This is a genomic window from Parahaliea mediterranea, from assembly GCF_003402235.1.
Classification (GTDB): domain Bacteria; phylum Pseudomonadota; class Gammaproteobacteria; order Pseudomonadales; family Halieaceae; genus Parahaliea; species Parahaliea mediterranea.
Genome location: NZ_QEWO01000002.1, coordinates 238,825 through 253,969 on the forward strand (window position 1 = coordinate 238,825; position 15,145 = coordinate 253,969).

The 15,145-nt window shown below is 65.1% G+C and carries 14 protein-coding genes; 6 read left to right on the forward strand and 8 right to left on the reverse strand.

Translation table 11 applies throughout. From position 1 onward, the window contains the following. Positions 1-136 precede the first annotated feature (136 nt). The gene (locus tag DDZ17_RS06660) at positions 137-997 is read right to left on the reverse strand and encodes an SDR family NAD(P)-dependent oxidoreductase (RefSeq protein WP_116365198.1); all 861 of its coding nucleotides are present in this window, start codon (positions 995-997) and stop codon (positions 137-139) included. A gap of 138 nt (positions 998-1,135) precedes the next feature. Between DDZ17_RS06660 and DDZ17_RS06665 the strand changes: the two genes are divergently transcribed. Next, the gene (locus DDZ17_RS06665; protein WP_157976506.1) at positions 1,136-1,921 is read left to right on the forward strand and encodes a trypsin-like serine peptidase; all 786 of its coding nucleotides are present in this window, start codon (positions 1,136-1,138) and stop codon (positions 1,919-1,921) included. 41 nt (positions 1,922-1,962) lie between these two features. On the opposite strand, the gene trhO is transcribed toward DDZ17_RS06665, so the two are convergent. The 3 genes from trhO to DDZ17_RS06680 all read right to left on the reverse strand — a co-directional run bounded on the left by trhO (position 1,963) and on the right by DDZ17_RS06680 (position 4,389). Next, positions 1,963-2,916, reverse strand: a complete 954-nt coding sequence (gene trhO / locus DDZ17_RS06670; RefSeq protein ID WP_116365200.1) for an oxygen-dependent tRNA uridine(34) hydroxylase TrhO — start codon at positions 2,914-2,916, stop codon at positions 1,963-1,965. A 3-nt stretch (positions 2,917-2,919) separates the two neighbouring features. Beyond that, a complete protein-coding gene (locus DDZ17_RS06675; protein ID WP_116365201.1) occupies positions 2,920-3,240 on the reverse strand; it encodes a BolA family protein in 321 nt (106 codons plus the stop codon). A gap of 111 nt (positions 3,241-3,351) precedes the next feature. Continuing rightward, positions 3,352-4,389, reverse strand: coding sequence for an AraC family transcriptional regulator (locus DDZ17_RS06680; RefSeq protein ID WP_116365202.1), 1,038 nt, complete (start codon positions 4,387-4,389; stop codon positions 3,352-3,354). A 114-nt stretch (positions 4,390-4,503) separates the two neighbouring features. Here DDZ17_RS06680 and DDZ17_RS06685 point away from each other — a divergent pair, with 114 nt between their 5' ends. After that, a complete protein-coding gene (locus tag DDZ17_RS06685) occupies positions 4,504-5,400 on the forward strand; it encodes a hypothetical protein (RefSeq protein WP_116365203.1) in 897 nt (298 codons plus the stop codon). A gap of 12 nt (positions 5,401-5,412) precedes the next feature. Here the strand turns inward: DDZ17_RS06685 and DDZ17_RS06690 are convergent, their stop codons facing one another. Both DDZ17_RS06690 and DDZ17_RS06695 read right to left on the reverse strand, forming a co-directional pair. Next, on the reverse strand, positions 5,413-6,777 hold the full coding sequence (locus DDZ17_RS06690; RefSeq protein ID WP_116365204.1) for a sensor histidine kinase: 1,365 nt from the start codon (positions 6,775-6,777) through the stop codon (positions 5,413-5,415). Positions 6,778-6,792: 15 nt separating this feature from the next. After that, positions 6,793-7,473 (reverse strand): response regulator transcription factor, encoded by a 681-nt coding sequence (locus tag DDZ17_RS06695; RefSeq protein WP_193940556.1) that lies wholly within the window; start codon positions 7,471-7,473, stop codon positions 6,793-6,795. Positions 7,474-7,571: 98 nt separating this feature from the next. Between DDZ17_RS06695 and DDZ17_RS06700 the strand changes: the two genes are divergently transcribed. Then, entirely contained in the window at positions 7,572-8,084 is a 513-nt protein-coding gene (locus tag DDZ17_RS06700; protein WP_116365206.1) for an RDD family protein, read from the forward strand. Here DDZ17_RS06700 and lptG read toward each other — a convergent pair whose 3' ends face one another. Both lptG and lptF read right to left on the reverse strand, forming a co-directional pair. After that, the gene (gene lptG, locus DDZ17_RS06705) at positions 8,085-9,146 is read right to left on the reverse strand and encodes an LPS export ABC transporter permease LptG (RefSeq protein WP_116365207.1); all 1,062 of its coding nucleotides are present in this window, start codon (positions 9,144-9,146) and stop codon (positions 8,085-8,087) included. It abuts the gene before it with no gap. Further along, a complete protein-coding gene (lptF, locus tag DDZ17_RS06710) occupies positions 9,133-10,248 on the reverse strand; it encodes an LPS export ABC transporter permease LptF (protein ID WP_116365208.1) in 1,116 nt (371 codons plus the stop codon). Before lptF ends, lptG begins: the two co-directional genes overlap by 14 nt. A 94-nt stretch (positions 10,249-10,342) precedes the next feature. On the opposite strand from lptF, the gene DDZ17_RS06715 reads away from it, so the two are divergent. From DDZ17_RS06715 to DDZ17_RS06725, 3 genes are all read left to right on the forward strand, one after another. Then, positions 10,343-11,830: a leucyl aminopeptidase gene (locus tag DDZ17_RS06715; protein ID WP_116365209.1), complete on the forward strand. Its 1,488-nt coding sequence runs from the start codon at positions 10,343-10,345 to the stop codon at positions 11,828-11,830. A gap of 6 nt (positions 11,831-11,836) precedes the next feature. Continuing rightward, positions 11,837-12,262 carry a DNA polymerase III subunit chi gene (locus tag DDZ17_RS06720; RefSeq protein ID WP_116365210.1) on the forward strand — a complete coding sequence of 142 codons (426 nt, stop codon included), beginning with the start codon at positions 11,837-11,839 and terminating at the stop codon, positions 12,260-12,262. 113 nt (positions 12,263-12,375) lie between these two features. Next, positions 12,376-15,144 carry a valine--tRNA ligase gene (locus tag DDZ17_RS06725; protein ID WP_116365211.1) on the forward strand — a complete coding sequence of 923 codons (2,769 nt, stop codon included), beginning with the start codon at positions 12,376-12,378 and terminating at the stop codon, positions 15,142-15,144. Position 15,145 lies beyond the last annotated feature (1 nt).

A 15,145-nucleotide genomic window follows, 5' to 3' on the forward strand; every position in this document is an offset into this window, starting at 1 on the left:
CTGGTTGTTGTTAGCGGCCGCTTGCGACAATGGCCGGCCCGTTGGGGCACCCGTTCAAGCACCCGTTCATGTAAGTATCGAGTGTGATTAAAGCGCCCCCGGGTGTCACATACATCCTCTATTTGGGCTATCGACTTTACTCCACCACCGCGTCACCAAACTCGGTGGGCGGCCCGAAAAAGGCCCGGTGCGATGGCGGCTGCTTGCCGTCGATGTCGGTGACGCCGTACTCCTCGCCCAGTTCCGCGCCAATCAGCACGCGGCCGCTCTTTGCCATACGCTGGGGGTCGCGGGCCAGGGCATCGATCACCCGGCCGGTGAACTGCGGGTGCTCGGCGGTGCCGGCCAGATCGGCGTATTTGTCCGGCTCTGCATCAAACACCCGCCGGGTGCGCTCGGTCAGCAACAGGCCCATCCAGATGGAGACCACCGCCACGTTGTGGGGTTTGAAGTCCACTGCCATGTCGTGGGCCATTTTGTCCGCCGCCGCCTTGCCGGCGCCGTAGGCCGGCCCGTGCATGTAAATGCGCCCGCCAAAGGAACTGGTATTGACCACCAGCCCGGCCGGGCTCTTCAGCAGCAGCGGCGCAGCGTAGTAGGTGGAGACATAGTGCGAGCGCATGCCCACGTCCCAGATTTCGGTGAGCGACAGGGGCTTCTCCCAGAAGGGACCGGTTTGCACCAGGGCGTCATGCACATAGGTGGCGTTGTTCACCAGGATGTCCAGGCGCCCCTGCTCCGAGGCCACCCGCTCGAACAGGGCCTTTACCTGCGCGTCGTCGCTGTGATCGCAGGCCACGGCGATGCCCTGCCCGCCCGCCGCGGTAACGGCATCCGCCGTGGCGGCAACCGTGCCCGGCAGGGGCGCTGCGCCCTCTTCGACCGTGCGGCCGGTCACGTAGACCGTGGCCCCTGTGGCACCGAGTGCCTCGGCAATCCCCTTGCCCGCGCCGCGACTGGCGCCGGTGACAACCACTACCCGAGTCTGTTCGCTCATATGCTCCTCGCTAGTCCCGCGCTTTACCCGCGCGGGAGGCTCCTCTAGTATCCGGGCCATCCTAATGCGCTGCCCGGCGCGGGCCAAGCCAAGCCCGCCCCGGGGGGCACAACATGTTAAGCCAGGCGTGAAAATACCTTGCCAATCCGATACTTACAGACGTTTCAGCGCAGCTGCACTGCCCGGGCGCTGCCCCTGGTAGCGGCAATCGCGACGGCAATGGTGGCGGCCCTGCTACTGCCCCCTGCCGCCACCGCGGACAGCGACCCGCGGCGCCGCTTCAGCGCGGGCGAATCGCCCGACTGGTTGCGCGCGGTGGGCCGCCTGGTAGTGCCCGGCATCAAGCTGGAGGACGGGCGCCGCCGGCATCACATTGAGCGCTGCAGCGCCACCCTGGTGCAAAGCCACAGCGGGCGCCGGGCAGACACCATCGTCACCGCCTGGCACTGCCTGGAATACTACGAGGACCTGAGCCGGCGCATTGTGTTCCAACTGACGGACAACAGCGGCCAGGTACTGGAATTTGAGGCGCGGCAACTGGCCGATGGCGGCAACATCGAGGCGGACTGGGCCATTTTGCGCCTGCAGCGGGCGGTTCTGCCGGGCACCGCACCGGCGCTGGCGATTGCCGACACAGTGGCGAGCGCGCCGCTGCTGATGGCCGGTTACAGCCGCGATGCGGGCATCGGCATGGCCGGGCAGCAATTGAGTTACGACCCGGCCTGCGCCGTTACGCACCAGGACAAAACCTTCAGCGACAGCGACTGTCGCGCCTACAAGGGGGCCTCCGGCGGCGCGGTGATACAGGTGGGCAGTGATGGCTCGCCGGCGTTGACCGGCGTTATTTCCCAGGGTGATGGCGAGGGCCTGAGCCGTTACATCCCGATTGGCATTTTCAAGCGAACGCTGCTGGGGTATCTGTAGGACAGCAGGCCCGGGCTGTTACGGGGCCGCGGCCGCTACTCTCAGTAACCGTCAGCCTGCTCCGGGTGCGGCTCCTGCCGCGCCGGAGGCGGCGCGCCTACGTGAACCTCACCTCGCGCCCTGGCCAGTTCAATCTGCTTCTGCCGCTCTGCAAAGCGCGCTTTCTGGTCGTCGCTCAGGCTGTCGTAGCAGCCGGGGCAGCACACGCCCTTCTCGTACTTCGGCGACAGTTTGTCCTGCTCGGTAATCGGGTGGCGACAGCCATAGCACTGGTCGTACTGGCCCTTCTCCAGCTGGTGATTCACCGCTACCCGATTGTCGAACACGAAGCACTCCCCTTCCCAGGTGCTCTCGGCCTCCGGCACTTCCTCCAGGTATTTGAGAATGCCGCCCTGCAGGTGATAAACCTCTTCAAAGCCTTCCTTGAGCATAAAGGCCGAGGCCTTTTCGCAGCGGATGCCGCCGGTGCAGAACATGGCGACCTTGCGGTGCTTGCCGGGGTCCAGTTCGCGCCGCACGTAGTCGGGGAATTCGCGGAAGGTGGTGGTGTTGGGGTCACGGGCACCGCGAAAGGTGCCAATGCCGTATTCGTAGTCGTTGCGGGTATCGATCAGCACCACGTCCGGGTCGTTGACGATGCGGTTCCAGTCTTTGGGGGCCACGTAGGTGCCCACGCAGGCGTTGGGGTCGATGCCCTCCACCCCCATGGTGACAATCTCTTTCTTGAGCTTCACCTTCATACGATAGAAGGGAATGTGATCGTCGAAGGATTCCTTGTGTTCGACATCGGCCAGGCGCGGGTCGGCGCGCAAAAAGGCCAGCACCGCATCAATGCCTTCGCGACTGCCGGCGATGGTGCCGTTGATCCCCTCGTGGGCAAGCAGCAGGGTGCCCTTGACGCCGGCCTGCACACAGGCATCCAGCAACGGCTCGCGCAGTTCGTGAAAATCCGGCAGCGATACAAATTTGTAGAGGGCGGCAACCACGGTCTCCATGGGCTAGCCCTCCGCCTTGCTGCCGCCAAGGCAGTCCGGCGACGGGCGCACCTGTTCTTCCCGCGCCTGCCATTCATCGGGCGTGTACAGCTGCAGCGCCAGGGCGTGTACCGGGCCCGCCAGCTGCGCCGCCAGCAGGCCATAAATCCGCTGGTGGCGCGCCACCTTGCGCTGGCCGGCAAAGGCATCGCTGACCGCCACCACACGGAAGTGGGTTTCGGAATTGGGTGGCACGCTGTGCATGTGGCTTTCGTTGGCCACATCCAGATAGGCGGGGGCCAGGGCTTCGTTCAGGGTGCTTTCAATCTGCTCCTGTACGCGCATGGGTCGCTCCGGGGCTGAAAAAATGGGGCAAAATTATAACGCAGTCACACTGCGCTGACACTTACGTCGGCTTGCGACTGTCTGCGCTTGCTTGCTCGTGCCCGCTCGCGCCTAGGCCAACTTGCGTTGCCCGGCCCGGAACTGGCCCGGGGTCTGGCCGGTCCACTTCTTGAACGAGCGGTGGAAGGCGCTGGGGTCGGTAAAGCCCAGCTGCAGGGCCACCTCGTTGATGGACAGCTCCGGCCGCCCCAGGTGCAGGCGGGCGGCGTCGCAGCGGGCCTCGTCCTTGATCTGCTGGAAGGTGGTGCCCTCGCGCTTAAGGCGCCGGCGCAGGGTCGGGGCCGACATATTCAGCGCCGAGCTGATTGCCTCGAAGCTGGGGAAGCCTTCGCTGAAGTCGTGGCCGATCATGGCCTTGACCTGGGCCGCCAGGTTATTGCGGTCCGGGTCCACATCCATGATCAGCAGCTGATACGGTGCGGTGCGCAAAAACTCCTGCAGGGAATGCTCGGTGTGCACCACCGGCCAGGCCAGGCAGGCACTGTCGAAGTAGAGCAAGTCAGAGGCCTGGTTGAAGTACAGGGGGGCGTGAAACAGGGCTTCGTATTTCTCCAGCCGCTGGGGGGGCGCGCCCTTGAAGTCCACCCGCTTCAGCTCGATGGAGCGGCCGCACAGCCAGCCAAAAAAGCGGTGCCACACTGACAGACCGTAGGCCTCCATGGCCCCCACCCGCTCCTGCGCTGCCGGTTGGCGGGTGCGGTAACCCACCCGGGTAACCTGGTCGGAGAAATTGGTATAGAGCTGGCTGCGTTCATCAAAGAAGGTGCGGTAAAACTCCGCCGCCCGCTGGATGGCCTGGCCCAGGGTGTCGCAGGCAATGATGCAGTAGCACATCATGCGAAACGCGCCGGGGGTCGCCAGGCCATTGCCGGCCACGCCGAAGGTTTCATCCTGCAGGCGCCGCAGCACCTGCTGGTAAACACGCGAGTACTGCATGGCGCTGACTTCCGGCCGGTAGCGCGGTGCGCTTTCATCGGTGGGGTCAAAGTCCAGCCCGGCATCCGCCAGCACTGCCGAAAAATCGTAGCCGTGGTCGTAAACCAGGCGCAGCAGGCTGCGTACAAAGCGTGTGGGAACCCGGTCACTCATCGGGAGCAGGTGATCCTGTGTGCAAGGGGCGCCCATACTAGCAGACCTCCCGGCGCGTTGTGAGCGGCGACCAGCGCGGTATACTGGCCCCAGCCAGCAGCGCAGGAGCCGGGCATGGAACCACTCTACAACGTGTACTTCGCCGGGGAAGTCCTGCCGGGGCAGGATGAAACCGCGGTGCGCCAGCGCCTGCAGGGGTTGTTCAAGGCCGACGAGGCCACTCTGGCACGCCTGTTCAGCGGCAAGGCCCAGCTCATCAAGCGCGAGTGCGACAAGCCGACGGCACTGAAATACAAACTGGCGATGGAGAAGGCCGGGGCCAAACCGGTGATTCGGCGCCATGCGCCGGCGCAGCACGCCGCGGGCGCCACTGCGAGCACCACTGCATCGCAGCCTCAATCAAGGTCCGGGCAAGCACCTGAACAAAAAACCTCTGATCCGCAAACCTCTCGCCCACAAACAATGGCCGAGCGGGTCGCGGCGCTGGCGGCGGAACCCGCATCGCAGGCCGGACGTACTGCCACTGCCGCACCGGCTACCGCCACCACCCCCGCGGCAACCGGCGACGAGGGCGGCCTGTCCCTGAGCCCGCCGCGCAGCGAGGTGCTGCGCCCGGATGAGCGCCAGCCATTCCACCCACGGGAGGTAGACACCTCGGCCCTGTCGGTTGCACCGGGCGGCGAGCGCTTGTCTGAACCTGAACTTGAGACGGCACCATCCCACACCGTCGCCCCGGATACCCGCCATCTGAGCGTGGCGACCAGCGGCGAGAACATCCCCAACCTGCCGCGCTTTGAAGCAGCACCGGCGCCGGATACCAGCGCCATCGACCTGGCGCCGCCGGGCACTGATTTCAGCGATTGCGCCACTCCGCCGGAACCTGCCCCCGCGCTGGACCTGGACGGGCTGGCTATGGCGCCCAGCGGCGCCGACCTGCTGGAGGCGCGCTACCGCAGCACAGCCGAACCCGCCGCGCCCGACACCAGCCACCTGTCCCTCGACAAGCCCTGATCACCCGTCGCCTCAGGGCAGCTCCACCACCACCCGCAACCCCGGCCGGTTACTGGCCAGCAGGACGCTGCCGCGATGGTAGTGGGCAATGGCCTGCACCAGGCTGAGGCCAAGCCCATGGCCGGGCTCCTTGCCCCGGCTGGCCTCCAGGCGGTAGAAGCGGCGAAAGACGTTCTTGCGATCAGCCACCGGAATGCCCGGGCCACTGTCGCGGACTGTCACCCGGCGCCCGCTGTCGCTGGCACCCAGTTCCACGGCAATCTCGCCACCGGCGGGGGTGTACTTGATGGCGTTGTCCACCAGATTGGCAAACAGCTGGAACAGCAGGTCGTTGTCGCCGCGCACCACATGGGGGCCGGGAGCCTGCAGCGACAGGCGAATGTCCTTGTCGATGGCCAGCGGCTCGTAGAGTTCCACTACATCCGCCAGCAGGCTGGCCAGGTCCACCTCGGTGTCCGGGGCGCTGCGGCTGCCACTCTCCAGGGTGGAAATTCGCAGCAGGGCGTTGAAGGTGGCCAGCAGGTCGTCGCAGTCCTCGATCACCCTGTCCACCGCCTCCTGGCGGGCGGGTTCCAGCGAGTCGCGCAGCTGGTTGAGGTTGTTGCGTACCCGGGTCAGCGGGGTGCGCAGATCGTGGGCAATGTTGTCCGACACCAGCTTGATGGCCTGCATCAGCTGGCTCATCTGGTCCAGCATGCGGTTGGTGACCTGCGACAGGTCGCGCAGGTAGCCCTCTTCGCCCTTGATAGGCATGCGCTCGCCGGGGTTTTCCCGCACGATGCGCGACAGGCGCTGGCTGAAGCCCTCCAGGCGCTGCACCGCCATGGAGGCCGTGAAATAACCACCGATAATGCCGAGGATGAGGGTGGCGGTCATCGCCCACAGCAGGGTGCCAAACACCACCGCACCGCTCTCGGAAACCGCGGCAAAGTTGTAGGCCACCAGCGCCTCCAGCCCGCCGTCGAGGCGGCGCGAGCGGGCGATAAAATCCACGTCGCTGCTCTCGTCCCGGCGCAGCAATGACATCTGGAAGGCCCACCAGCCCTCGGAAAAGGCACGGTAGCGGGGCATGGTGGGCAAATCACCGGCCAGCTTGTCGCCACTGGCATCGGTCAGCAGGTAGGAAAAACTAGCCCCGGCGGGCGCGCGAATCTGGTCTTGCACGTACTGGCGCAAACCGGGCAGTGCCTGCCCGCGGTACACCAGTTGCAGGGTGTCCAGTTCGTCGCCAATGCTGTCGGTGAGCTGGGTGAAGTAGCTGTAGCTGAGGTAGGTATACAGCAGGCTCAGCACGGCAAACACCGAGGCCACCAGCGCAATCACGTAACGCAGGATGAAACGAAACGTCAGGGAGTTGACGACCCGCAGAATGCGCACGGCGGCGGGCTGTCTTCAGTCGCCGCCGAGGCGGTAACCGGCGCCGCGCACCGTGGTGAGCAGGGGCGGGTCGAAGTCGCGGTCGATCTTCTGCCGCAGGCGCGACACGTGTACGTCAATCACGTTGGTCTGGGGGTCAAAATGGTAGCCCCACACGTGCTCCAGCAGCATGGCGCGCGTCACCACCTGGCCGGCGTGCCGCATGAGGTATTCCAGCAGTTTGTACTCGCGCGGCTGCAAGGTGATGGGGGTTTGCTGGCGCCGCACTTCCTGGCTCAGCAGGTCCATCTCCAGATCCGCCACCTGCAGGCGGGTGGGGGCGTCGCTGCTGGCGGTGCTGGCGCGGCGGTGCAGCACTTCAAGCCGGGCCTGTAATTCCGCCATGGAAAACGGCTTGGTGAGATAGTCATCGGCACCGCAGTGCAGGCCTTCGACGCGATCTTCCACATCCCCCAGTGCGCTGAGTACCAGCACCGGAGTGGTGTCACCGGCCTGACGCAGCGCCTGCACGATGGACAGACCGTCGATACCCGGCAGCATGCGATCCACCACCAGCACGTCAAACTGGCCTTCGCGGGCCGCTTCCAGGCCCAGTTTGCCGTCGTCCTGCAGCAGGCAATCATAGCCTGCGGCGCTCAGTTCACCGGCGATAAAACTCCCTACCGAGGGATCGTCTTCGACGAGCAGGACTTTCAAGGGCGACATCCTCCAATGGCCGCCGACTGTAGCACGGCGCCGGAAACGCACTCAATTTACAATTCGGTAATACACCGGCGCTGCGCTAGAATCGCGCCATGCCGACACTACACAATACCCCCATCCCCGCCACCGCCCCTGCCCTGCCCCGCCGCCTGATGGCCATGCTGTACGACACCTTCCTGGTGCTGCCACTGATTATGCTGTCGGTTGCCATCGGCATGGGTATACACAGCGCCATCGCCGGCGGCAACGCCGAACCGCTGCACCCGCAGCTGGTGCAGCTTCTGGCCCTGCTCACCCTGTTCGGCTTTTTCAGCGCCTTCTGGCTGAAGAGCGGCCAGACTCTGGGCATGCAGGCCTGGCGTATCAAGCTGGTCACCAGCGATGGCAACACACCCGGGGTTGTGCAGGCCCTGCGCCGCTGCCTGGCGGCGGTGCTGTCTGCGGCCTGCTTCGGCCTCGGCTACTGGTGGTGCCTGTTCGACCGCCGCGGCCGCTACTGGCACGACTACCTCTCCGGCACCGAACTGGTGCTGGTGGACAAACCCGCCAACAAGAAAAAACACGCCAAAAAGAAAGCGCCGGCAGCCGCCCCGGCAACCGACTGACTACTGCGCCCGGCGCAACAGCAGCAGCCCGACACCCATGCTGAGCAGCACCGGCACCAGCGCGGCATAAAGCGGCGCAAAGCCAAACACCAGGCTGGCCGGCCCGAGCAGATCCTGGCTGGTGCGAAACACGATGCCCACCAGCACCCCGGCAAAGATACGAAAGCCCAGGGTACCGTCGCGCAGCGGGCCAAAGATAAAGGAGATGGCCACCAGCACCAGCCCCGCCACAGTCAGCGGCTGCAGCAGCTTGCGCCACATGGCCAGCTCGAAATCCTCCGCCTCCAGCCCCTGCTGGGCCAGGTAGCGGCTGTAGCGATACAGGTCCACCAGCGGCAGTTTGTCGGGCGACACCACTTCCATGGTCAGCAGTTCCGGCGTGATGGCCGTATCCCAGCGCAGGGTATCGTAGGGGGTGCGGGTGGTCTGCCAGCTGCTGAAGTCGGTACGCACTGCCTGGTGCATTTGCCAGTGATCGCCGGCAAAGGTGGCGCTTTGGGCGCGCAGGGCGGATTGCAGCTGCAGGCGCTCGTCAAACTGCAGGAGAATGACCCCGAACACCTCGCCGTCAGGGTCCAGGGCGTTGAAGTGCAGGAAGGTATCGCCCTCGCGGTTCCACAGGCCGTGGCGGCCCGCCACGCCCTCGCCGGGATTCTGGGCGATGGCGCGGCGGCTCTGGGCCAGTTGCTCTGCCCGGGGCGCAACGTATTCACCCAGCAAAAAGGCCACCAGGGCAATCACCAGGGTGGGCTTCATTACAATCCACACAATGCGCGCGATGGACACGCCGGCGGCGCGCATCACCACCAGTTCGCTGCTGGAGGCCAGCTGCCCCAGCCCCACCAGGCAGCCGATCATGGTGGCAAAGGGGGTAAATTCGTAGAGCCGCCCCGGCAGGGTGAGCACTACGTAAATCAGCACTTCCAGCGCCGTGTAGCTCTCGGAAATATCGCCGGATTCATCGATAAACGCAGTTACCGCATCCAGGCCAACAATAATGGCCAGCACCAGCGCGGTGGCCAGCACCACGGTGCGGGCCAGGTAGCGATCAAGCCCGCGCACGGCGCAGCCTCCAGTAACGCAGGCGGGCCAGCAGATCGGGGCCAAACAGCAGCGCCAGCCCCAGCAGCAAAAACAGTGCGTGAACGCCCCAGAACCCGCCGAGCATGGCCATCTCGCCGTCTTCCACAGCAGAGCGCGCATTGGCCAGCAGCAACAGGTAGGCAAGATACAACAGGAAGGCCGGGGCCATTTTGATATAGCGCCCGCGACGGTGGTCGGTGCGGCTCATGCACAGGGCGATAAGCGCGACAATGGGCACCATCACCGGCAGCGACAGGCGCCAGTGCAGCGCGGCGATATCCTGGGGCGCATCAGAAGCCAGCAGCGCCGCCGTCGGGCGCCCATCCACCGGCGCAGCGGTGCGAATGCCCCCTTCCGGCTCCGGGATCAGCTCGCCGAAGCGCTCGAAACGGGTCACGCGGTAGTCCAGGTCGCCCGGCACGCCCTCGTAGCGGTAGCCCTTGCGCAGCTCCAGGTAACGGGCCCCGGTGTCCGGGTCCATGCGCACCTCGCCTTCCTGGGCCACGGTGAGCACCATGCGCGGGTCGTCACTGTCGCGGCCGCCACCCTGGGACAAGAACACCGACTGCATGGCCCCGGTTTCCGGGTCGATATCGCGGGCATAGCTGACCACGCCGCTGCCACGGCGCGTCTGGAAGCGCCCGGCAGCCAGGGTTTGCAGGCCCTGGGACGAGCTTGGGTCCTGCAGCAATTCGGCGGACCGGGCGGCGCCGAGGGGGGTGATAAGCAGGCTCAGCAGGCCCACCACCACGGCCACCACCAGCGCCGGCACCATGGTGTAGGCTGCTAGCCGGGCGGGGCTGACCCCACAGGCGCTGAGCACCACCATTTCGCTTTCCACATACAGGCGGCCGTAGGACATCAAAATGCCGATAAACAGGCCCAGCGGCACAATCAGCTCCAGAAAGCCAGGCAGGCGGAAGAACATCACCGGCAGCAGGATATCCGCCGCCAGGTCGCCCACCGCGGCCTCGGCCAGGTACTTCACAAAGCGGCCGCTGAAAATCACCACCAGCAACACAAAACTCACGGCGAGCATGTGGGTGAGAACGTCGCGGGTGAGGTAGCGCAGGATTTTCATTCAGTGGCAGGCGTAGGAGAAAGGCGCGTATCGGTTCAGTTTGGGCGCCCGACATCATACACTACCGCGTCTCGATGCGAAGCAAGGAAACCCCATGACCGCTATCACTTTCAGCGCGCGCCAGAGCGCCGACGCCAGCAAAGGCAAAACCCAGTGCGCCATCGTCCCCGTCTTTGGCAAACACCTGTCCGACGCTGCCCTGGATTTTGACAAAGTAGGCGATGGCCTCGCCAACGCCGTGATGGCCCTCGGTGATTTCGAGGGCAAGCCCGGCCAGAGCAGCATGCTGCCGGCCATTGGCAACGCCAAGCGGGTACTGCTGCTGGGCTTTGGCCCACTCGACAAAATCACCCTGGCCACCGTGCGCGAGGTGACCGACGCCCTGTACCGCCGCCTGAACAAGTGCGGCGCCACCGACGCCGTGCTGCACCTGGGCGACCTGGCCGGCAGCAAGCTGGACCTGGAAGAAGCCCTGGAACAGTTTGCCCGCCTGCTGACCGCGGCGGCCTACCGCTACACCGAGACGGTGTCCAAGCCGCGCAAGGCACTGGCCCTGAAAAAACTGGCGGTGAACCCGGGCAAGGCGCTGCCTGCCGGCAAGGCCCAGGCTGCATTGGAACGCGGCGCCCACATTGGCGGCGGCGTCAACCTGGCGCGCAACCTGGCCAACCTGCCGGGCAACATCTGCACCCCCACCTACCTCGCCCAGCAGGCCCGCAGCCTGTGCCGCGGCCACAAGAACCTCACCGCGCGCATTCTCGACGAGAAGAAAATGCAGGAGTTGGGCATGGGCTCGCTGCTGTCGGTATCCGCCGGCAGCGACCAGCCCGCCAAGCTCATCATCATGGAATACAAGGGCGGCAAGGCCAAAGACCAGCCCTACGTGCTGGTGGGTAAGGGCATCACCTTCGACACCGGCGGCATCTCCCTGAAGCCCGGCGCCAAAATGGACGAGATGAAATTTGACATGGGCGGCGCCGCCTCGGTGTTTGGCACCCTGCAGGCCGTGCGTGACCTGCAGCTGCCGCTGAACGTGGTGGGCATTGTGGCCGCCGCTGAGAACATGCCGAGCGGCGGCGCCACCAAGCCCGGCGACGTAGTGACCAGCATGTCCGGCAAAACCATCGAGATTCTCAACACCGACGCCGAAGGGCGCCTGGTGCTGTGCGACGCCCTCACCTACGCCGAGCGCTACAAGCCCGCCGCCGTGGTGGACATTGCCACTCTCACCGGCGCCTGCGTGGTGGCCCTGGGCTCGCATGCCTCGGGCCTGTACGCCAACAAGGACGAGCTGGCCGACCAATTGCTGGAAGCCGGCCAGCAAACCTTCGATCGCGCCTGGCGCATGCCCCTGTGGGACGATTACCAAAAGCAGCTGTCGTCCAACTTTGCCGATATGGCCAACATCGGCGGCCCAGGCGGCGGCAGCATTACCGCGGCCTGCTTCCTGGCGCGCTTTGCCGACAAGTACGACTGGGCCCACCTGGACATTGCCGGCTCCGCCTGGGACAGCGCCCCCAAGGGTGCCACCGGCCGCCCAGTGGCCCTGCTCACCCGCTACCTGCAACAGCGCGCGGGCTGATACAGCGTGACCCGGGTCGGCTTTTACGTGGTTCAGGCCAGCGGCGAGGCCGAGCGCCTGCGCGTTGCCGCGCGGCTGGCAGACAAAGCCTTCGCCCGCGGTCACCGTATCTACATCAATGCGGCCGACGAAGCCCAGGCCGCCCAGCTCGATGCGCTGCTGTGGAGCTTTCGCCCGGCCAGCTTCCTGCCCCACGGCCTGGCCGGCACCGCGCAGGCGCAGCAGATCGCCATCGGCTGGGGCCAGGAGCCGGTCGATCACGACGACCTGCTGATCAACCTGCAGCTGGGCATTCCGGGGTTTTTTGGCCGCTTTCAGCGAGTGGCTGAGGTGGTTACCCAGGAGCCGGACAGCCTGGCTGTCCTGCGCGACTCATGGCGCTTTTACCGCGAGCGCGGCTACCAGCTCGAAAAGCACGACCTGCCCGCCTGAGCTGCCCGCCTGGGCCGTCAACGCAGCCCCGCGGTGCTGGCCCAGCATCGGCCCAGCGCGTATAATTCCGCTCTTTTTTCAGCCCATTCCGACTTTCTCCGGATTTCTTTTCCATGGACAAAACCTTCCAACCCGCCGACATCGAAACCCGCTGGTACCAGCAGTGGGAAAGCAGCGGCTACTTCCAGCCCCAGGGCGGCGACAACGCTTTCAGCATCATGATCCCGCCGCCCAACGTCACCGGCAGCCTGCACATGGGCCATGGCTTCCAGGAAGCCATCATGGACGCCCTGATCCGCTACCACCGCATGCGCGGCGACAACACCCTGTGGCAACCCGGCACCGACCACGCCGGCATCGCCACCCAAATGGTGGTGGAGCGCCAGCTGGAAGCGCAGGGCCTCACCCGCCATGACCTCGGCCGCGACAAGTTCATCGAGAAAGTGTGGGAGTGGAAGGAGCAGTCCGGCGGCCAGATCACCCAGCAGCTGCGCCGCCTGGGCGCATCGCCGGACTGGTCGCGCGAGCGCTTCACCATGGACGAGGGCCTGAGCAAGGCGGTGCAGGAAGTGTTCATTCGCCTCTACCGCGAGGGTTTGATCTACCGCGGCAAGCGCCTGGTGAACTGGGACCCGGCCCTGCACACCGCCGTGTCCGACCTGGAGGTGCTGTCGGAAGAAGAGCAGGGCTCCCTGTGGCACTTCCGCTACCCGCTGGCCAGCGGCGACGGCCACCTCACCGTGGCCACCACCCGCCCGGAAACCATGCTCGGCGATACCGCGGTGGCGGTTCACCCGGAGGATGAGCGCTACGCCCACCTGGTCGGGCAGGCCATCGCCCTGCCCCTCACCGGCCGCGAAATTCCCATCATTGCCGACGATTACGTGGACCGCGAATTCGGCACCGGCTGCGTGAAAATCACCCCGGCCCACGACTTCAACGACTACGAAATGGGCAAGCGCCACAACCTGCCCATGATCAACATCCTGGACGACAATGCCGCCCTCAATGACGAGGTGCCAGAGGCCTATCGCGGCCTCGACCGCTTCGAGGCGCGCAAGCAGGTGGTGGCCGACCTGGACGCGCTGGGCCTGCTGGACAGGATCGAGCCCCACACCCTCAAGGTGCCGCGCGGCGACCGTTCCGGCGTGGTTATCGAGCCCTACCTGACCGACCAGTGGTACGTGGACGCAAAAACCCTGGCCAAACCCGCCATCGAAGCGGTGGAGAACGGCGACATCCAGTTTGTGCCCAAGCAGTGGGAAAACACCTACTACGCCTGGATGCGCGACATCCAGGACTGGTGCATCAGCCGCCAGCTGTGGTGGGGCCACCGCATTCCCGCCTGGTACGACGAAGCCGGCAACATCTACGTTGGCGAGAACGAAGCCGCCGTGCGCGCCGAGCACAACCTGGGCGCCGACATCACCCTGCGCCAGGACGAAGATGTACTGGACACCTGGTTCAGCTCCGCCCTGTGGACCTTCTCCACCCTGGGCTGGCCGGAGGAAACGCCGGAACTGGCCACCTTCCACCCCAGCTCGGTGCTGGTGACCGGCTTTGACATCATCTTCTTCTGGGTCGCCCGGATGATCATGATGACCCTGCACTTCCGCCGGGAAGTGCCCTTCCACACCGTTTACGTGCACGGCCTGGTGCGGGACGCGGAAGGCCAGAAAATGTCCAAGTCCAAGGGCAACGTGCTGGACCCGATCGACCTGATCGACGGCATCGACCTCGAAGCACTGGTGACCAAGCGCACCGCCGGCATGATGCAGCCCCAGCTGGCGGCAAAAATCGAAAAGGCCACGCGCAAGCAGTTCCCCGAGGGCATTGCCGCCTACGGCACCGACGCTCTGCGCTTTACCTATTACTCCCTTGCCTCCACCGGCCGTGACATTCGCTTTGATATTGGCCGCATCGAGGGCTTTCGCAATTTCTGCAACAAAATCTGGAACGCCGCCCGCTACGTGCTGATGAACTGCGAAGGCCAGGACTGCGACCAGAACGGCGATGGCGAGGTGGAGTTGTCGCTGGCCGATCGCTGGATCATCGGCCAGTTGCAGCAGACCGAGGCCGCTGTTGCCAAAGCGGTGGAGGCCTACCGCTTCGACCACGCCTCCCAGGCCCTCTACGAATTTATCTGGAACCAGTATTGCGACTGGTACCTGGAGCTGTCCAAGCCGGTGCTGTGGGACGACGAGGCAAGCGAAGCCGCCAAGCGCGGCACCCGCCGCACATTGATCCGGGTGCTGGAAGCCGCCCTGCGCCTGCTGCACCCTTTCATGCCCTTCATTACCGAAGAGGTATGGCAGGCCGTGGCGCCGCTGGCTGGAAAATCCGGCGCCACCATCATGCTGCAACCCTATCCCATTGGCGAGGGTGAAAGCGTGGACAGCGCCGCGAACGCAGATATAGAATGGCTCAAAGGCGTGATCGTGGGCCTGAGAAACATTCGTGGCGAAATGAATATTCCGCCCGGCAAAGCACTCACGGCACTGCTCAAAAATGGCGGCGAAAGCGATAAATCCAGACTGGAACAAAATGCCACCGCCCTGAAAAAACTGGCCCGGCTGGATGACATCCGCTTTGTGGCCGATGGCGAGGAAGCGCCGGTAGCAGCAACGGCACTGGTGGGGGATCTGGAAATCCTGGTGCCAATGGCGGATCTGATCGACAAGGACGCCGAGCTTAAGCGCCTCGCCAAGGAAATTGAAAAGCTGGAAAAAGAGCTGTCGCGCATTGAAGGCAAACTGAACAACGCCGCCTTCGTCGACAAGGCCCCCGATGCGGTTGTGGCCAAGGAACGCGAAAAGCAGCAGGCCCAGCAGATGGCGCTAGGCAAGCTCCGGGAACAGGAGCAGCGCATAGCGCAGATGTAGG

Excerpts from the sequence above, each read along its gene's own strand:
- DDZ17_RS06700 (WP_116365206.1), top strand. The coding sequence starts at position 7,572 with ATGCCGACACTACACAATACCCCCATCCCCGCCACCGCCCCTGCCCTG.
- DDZ17_RS06685 (WP_116365203.1), top strand. The coding sequence starts at position 4,504 with ATGGAACCACTCTACAACGTGTACTTCGCCGGGGAAGTCCTGCCGGGG.
- DDZ17_RS06675 (WP_116365201.1), bottom strand. The coding sequence starts at position 3,240 with ATGCGCGTACAGGAGCAGATTGAAAGCACCCTGAACGAAGCCCTGGCC.
- DDZ17_RS06680 (WP_116365202.1), bottom strand. The coding sequence starts at position 4,389 with ATGAGTGACCGGGTTCCCACACGCTTTGTACGCAGCCTGCTGCGCCTG.
- DDZ17_RS06660 (WP_116365198.1), bottom strand. The coding sequence starts at position 997 with ATGAGCGAACAGACTCGGGTAGTGGTTGTCACCGGCGCCAGTCGCGGC.
- DDZ17_RS06715 (WP_116365209.1), top strand. The coding sequence starts at position 10,343 with ATGACCGCTATCACTTTCAGCGCGCGCCAGAGCGCCGACGCCAGCAAA.
- lptF (WP_116365208.1), bottom strand. The coding sequence starts at position 10,248 with ATGAAAATCCTGCGCTACCTCACCCGCGACGTTCTCACCCACATGCTC.
- trhO (WP_116365200.1), bottom strand. The coding sequence starts at position 2,916 with ATGGAGACCGTGGTTGCCGCCCTCTACAAATTTGTATCGCTGCCGGAT.
- DDZ17_RS06725 (WP_116365211.1), top strand. The coding sequence starts at position 12,376 with ATGGACAAAACCTTCCAACCCGCCGACATCGAAACCCGCTGGTACCAG.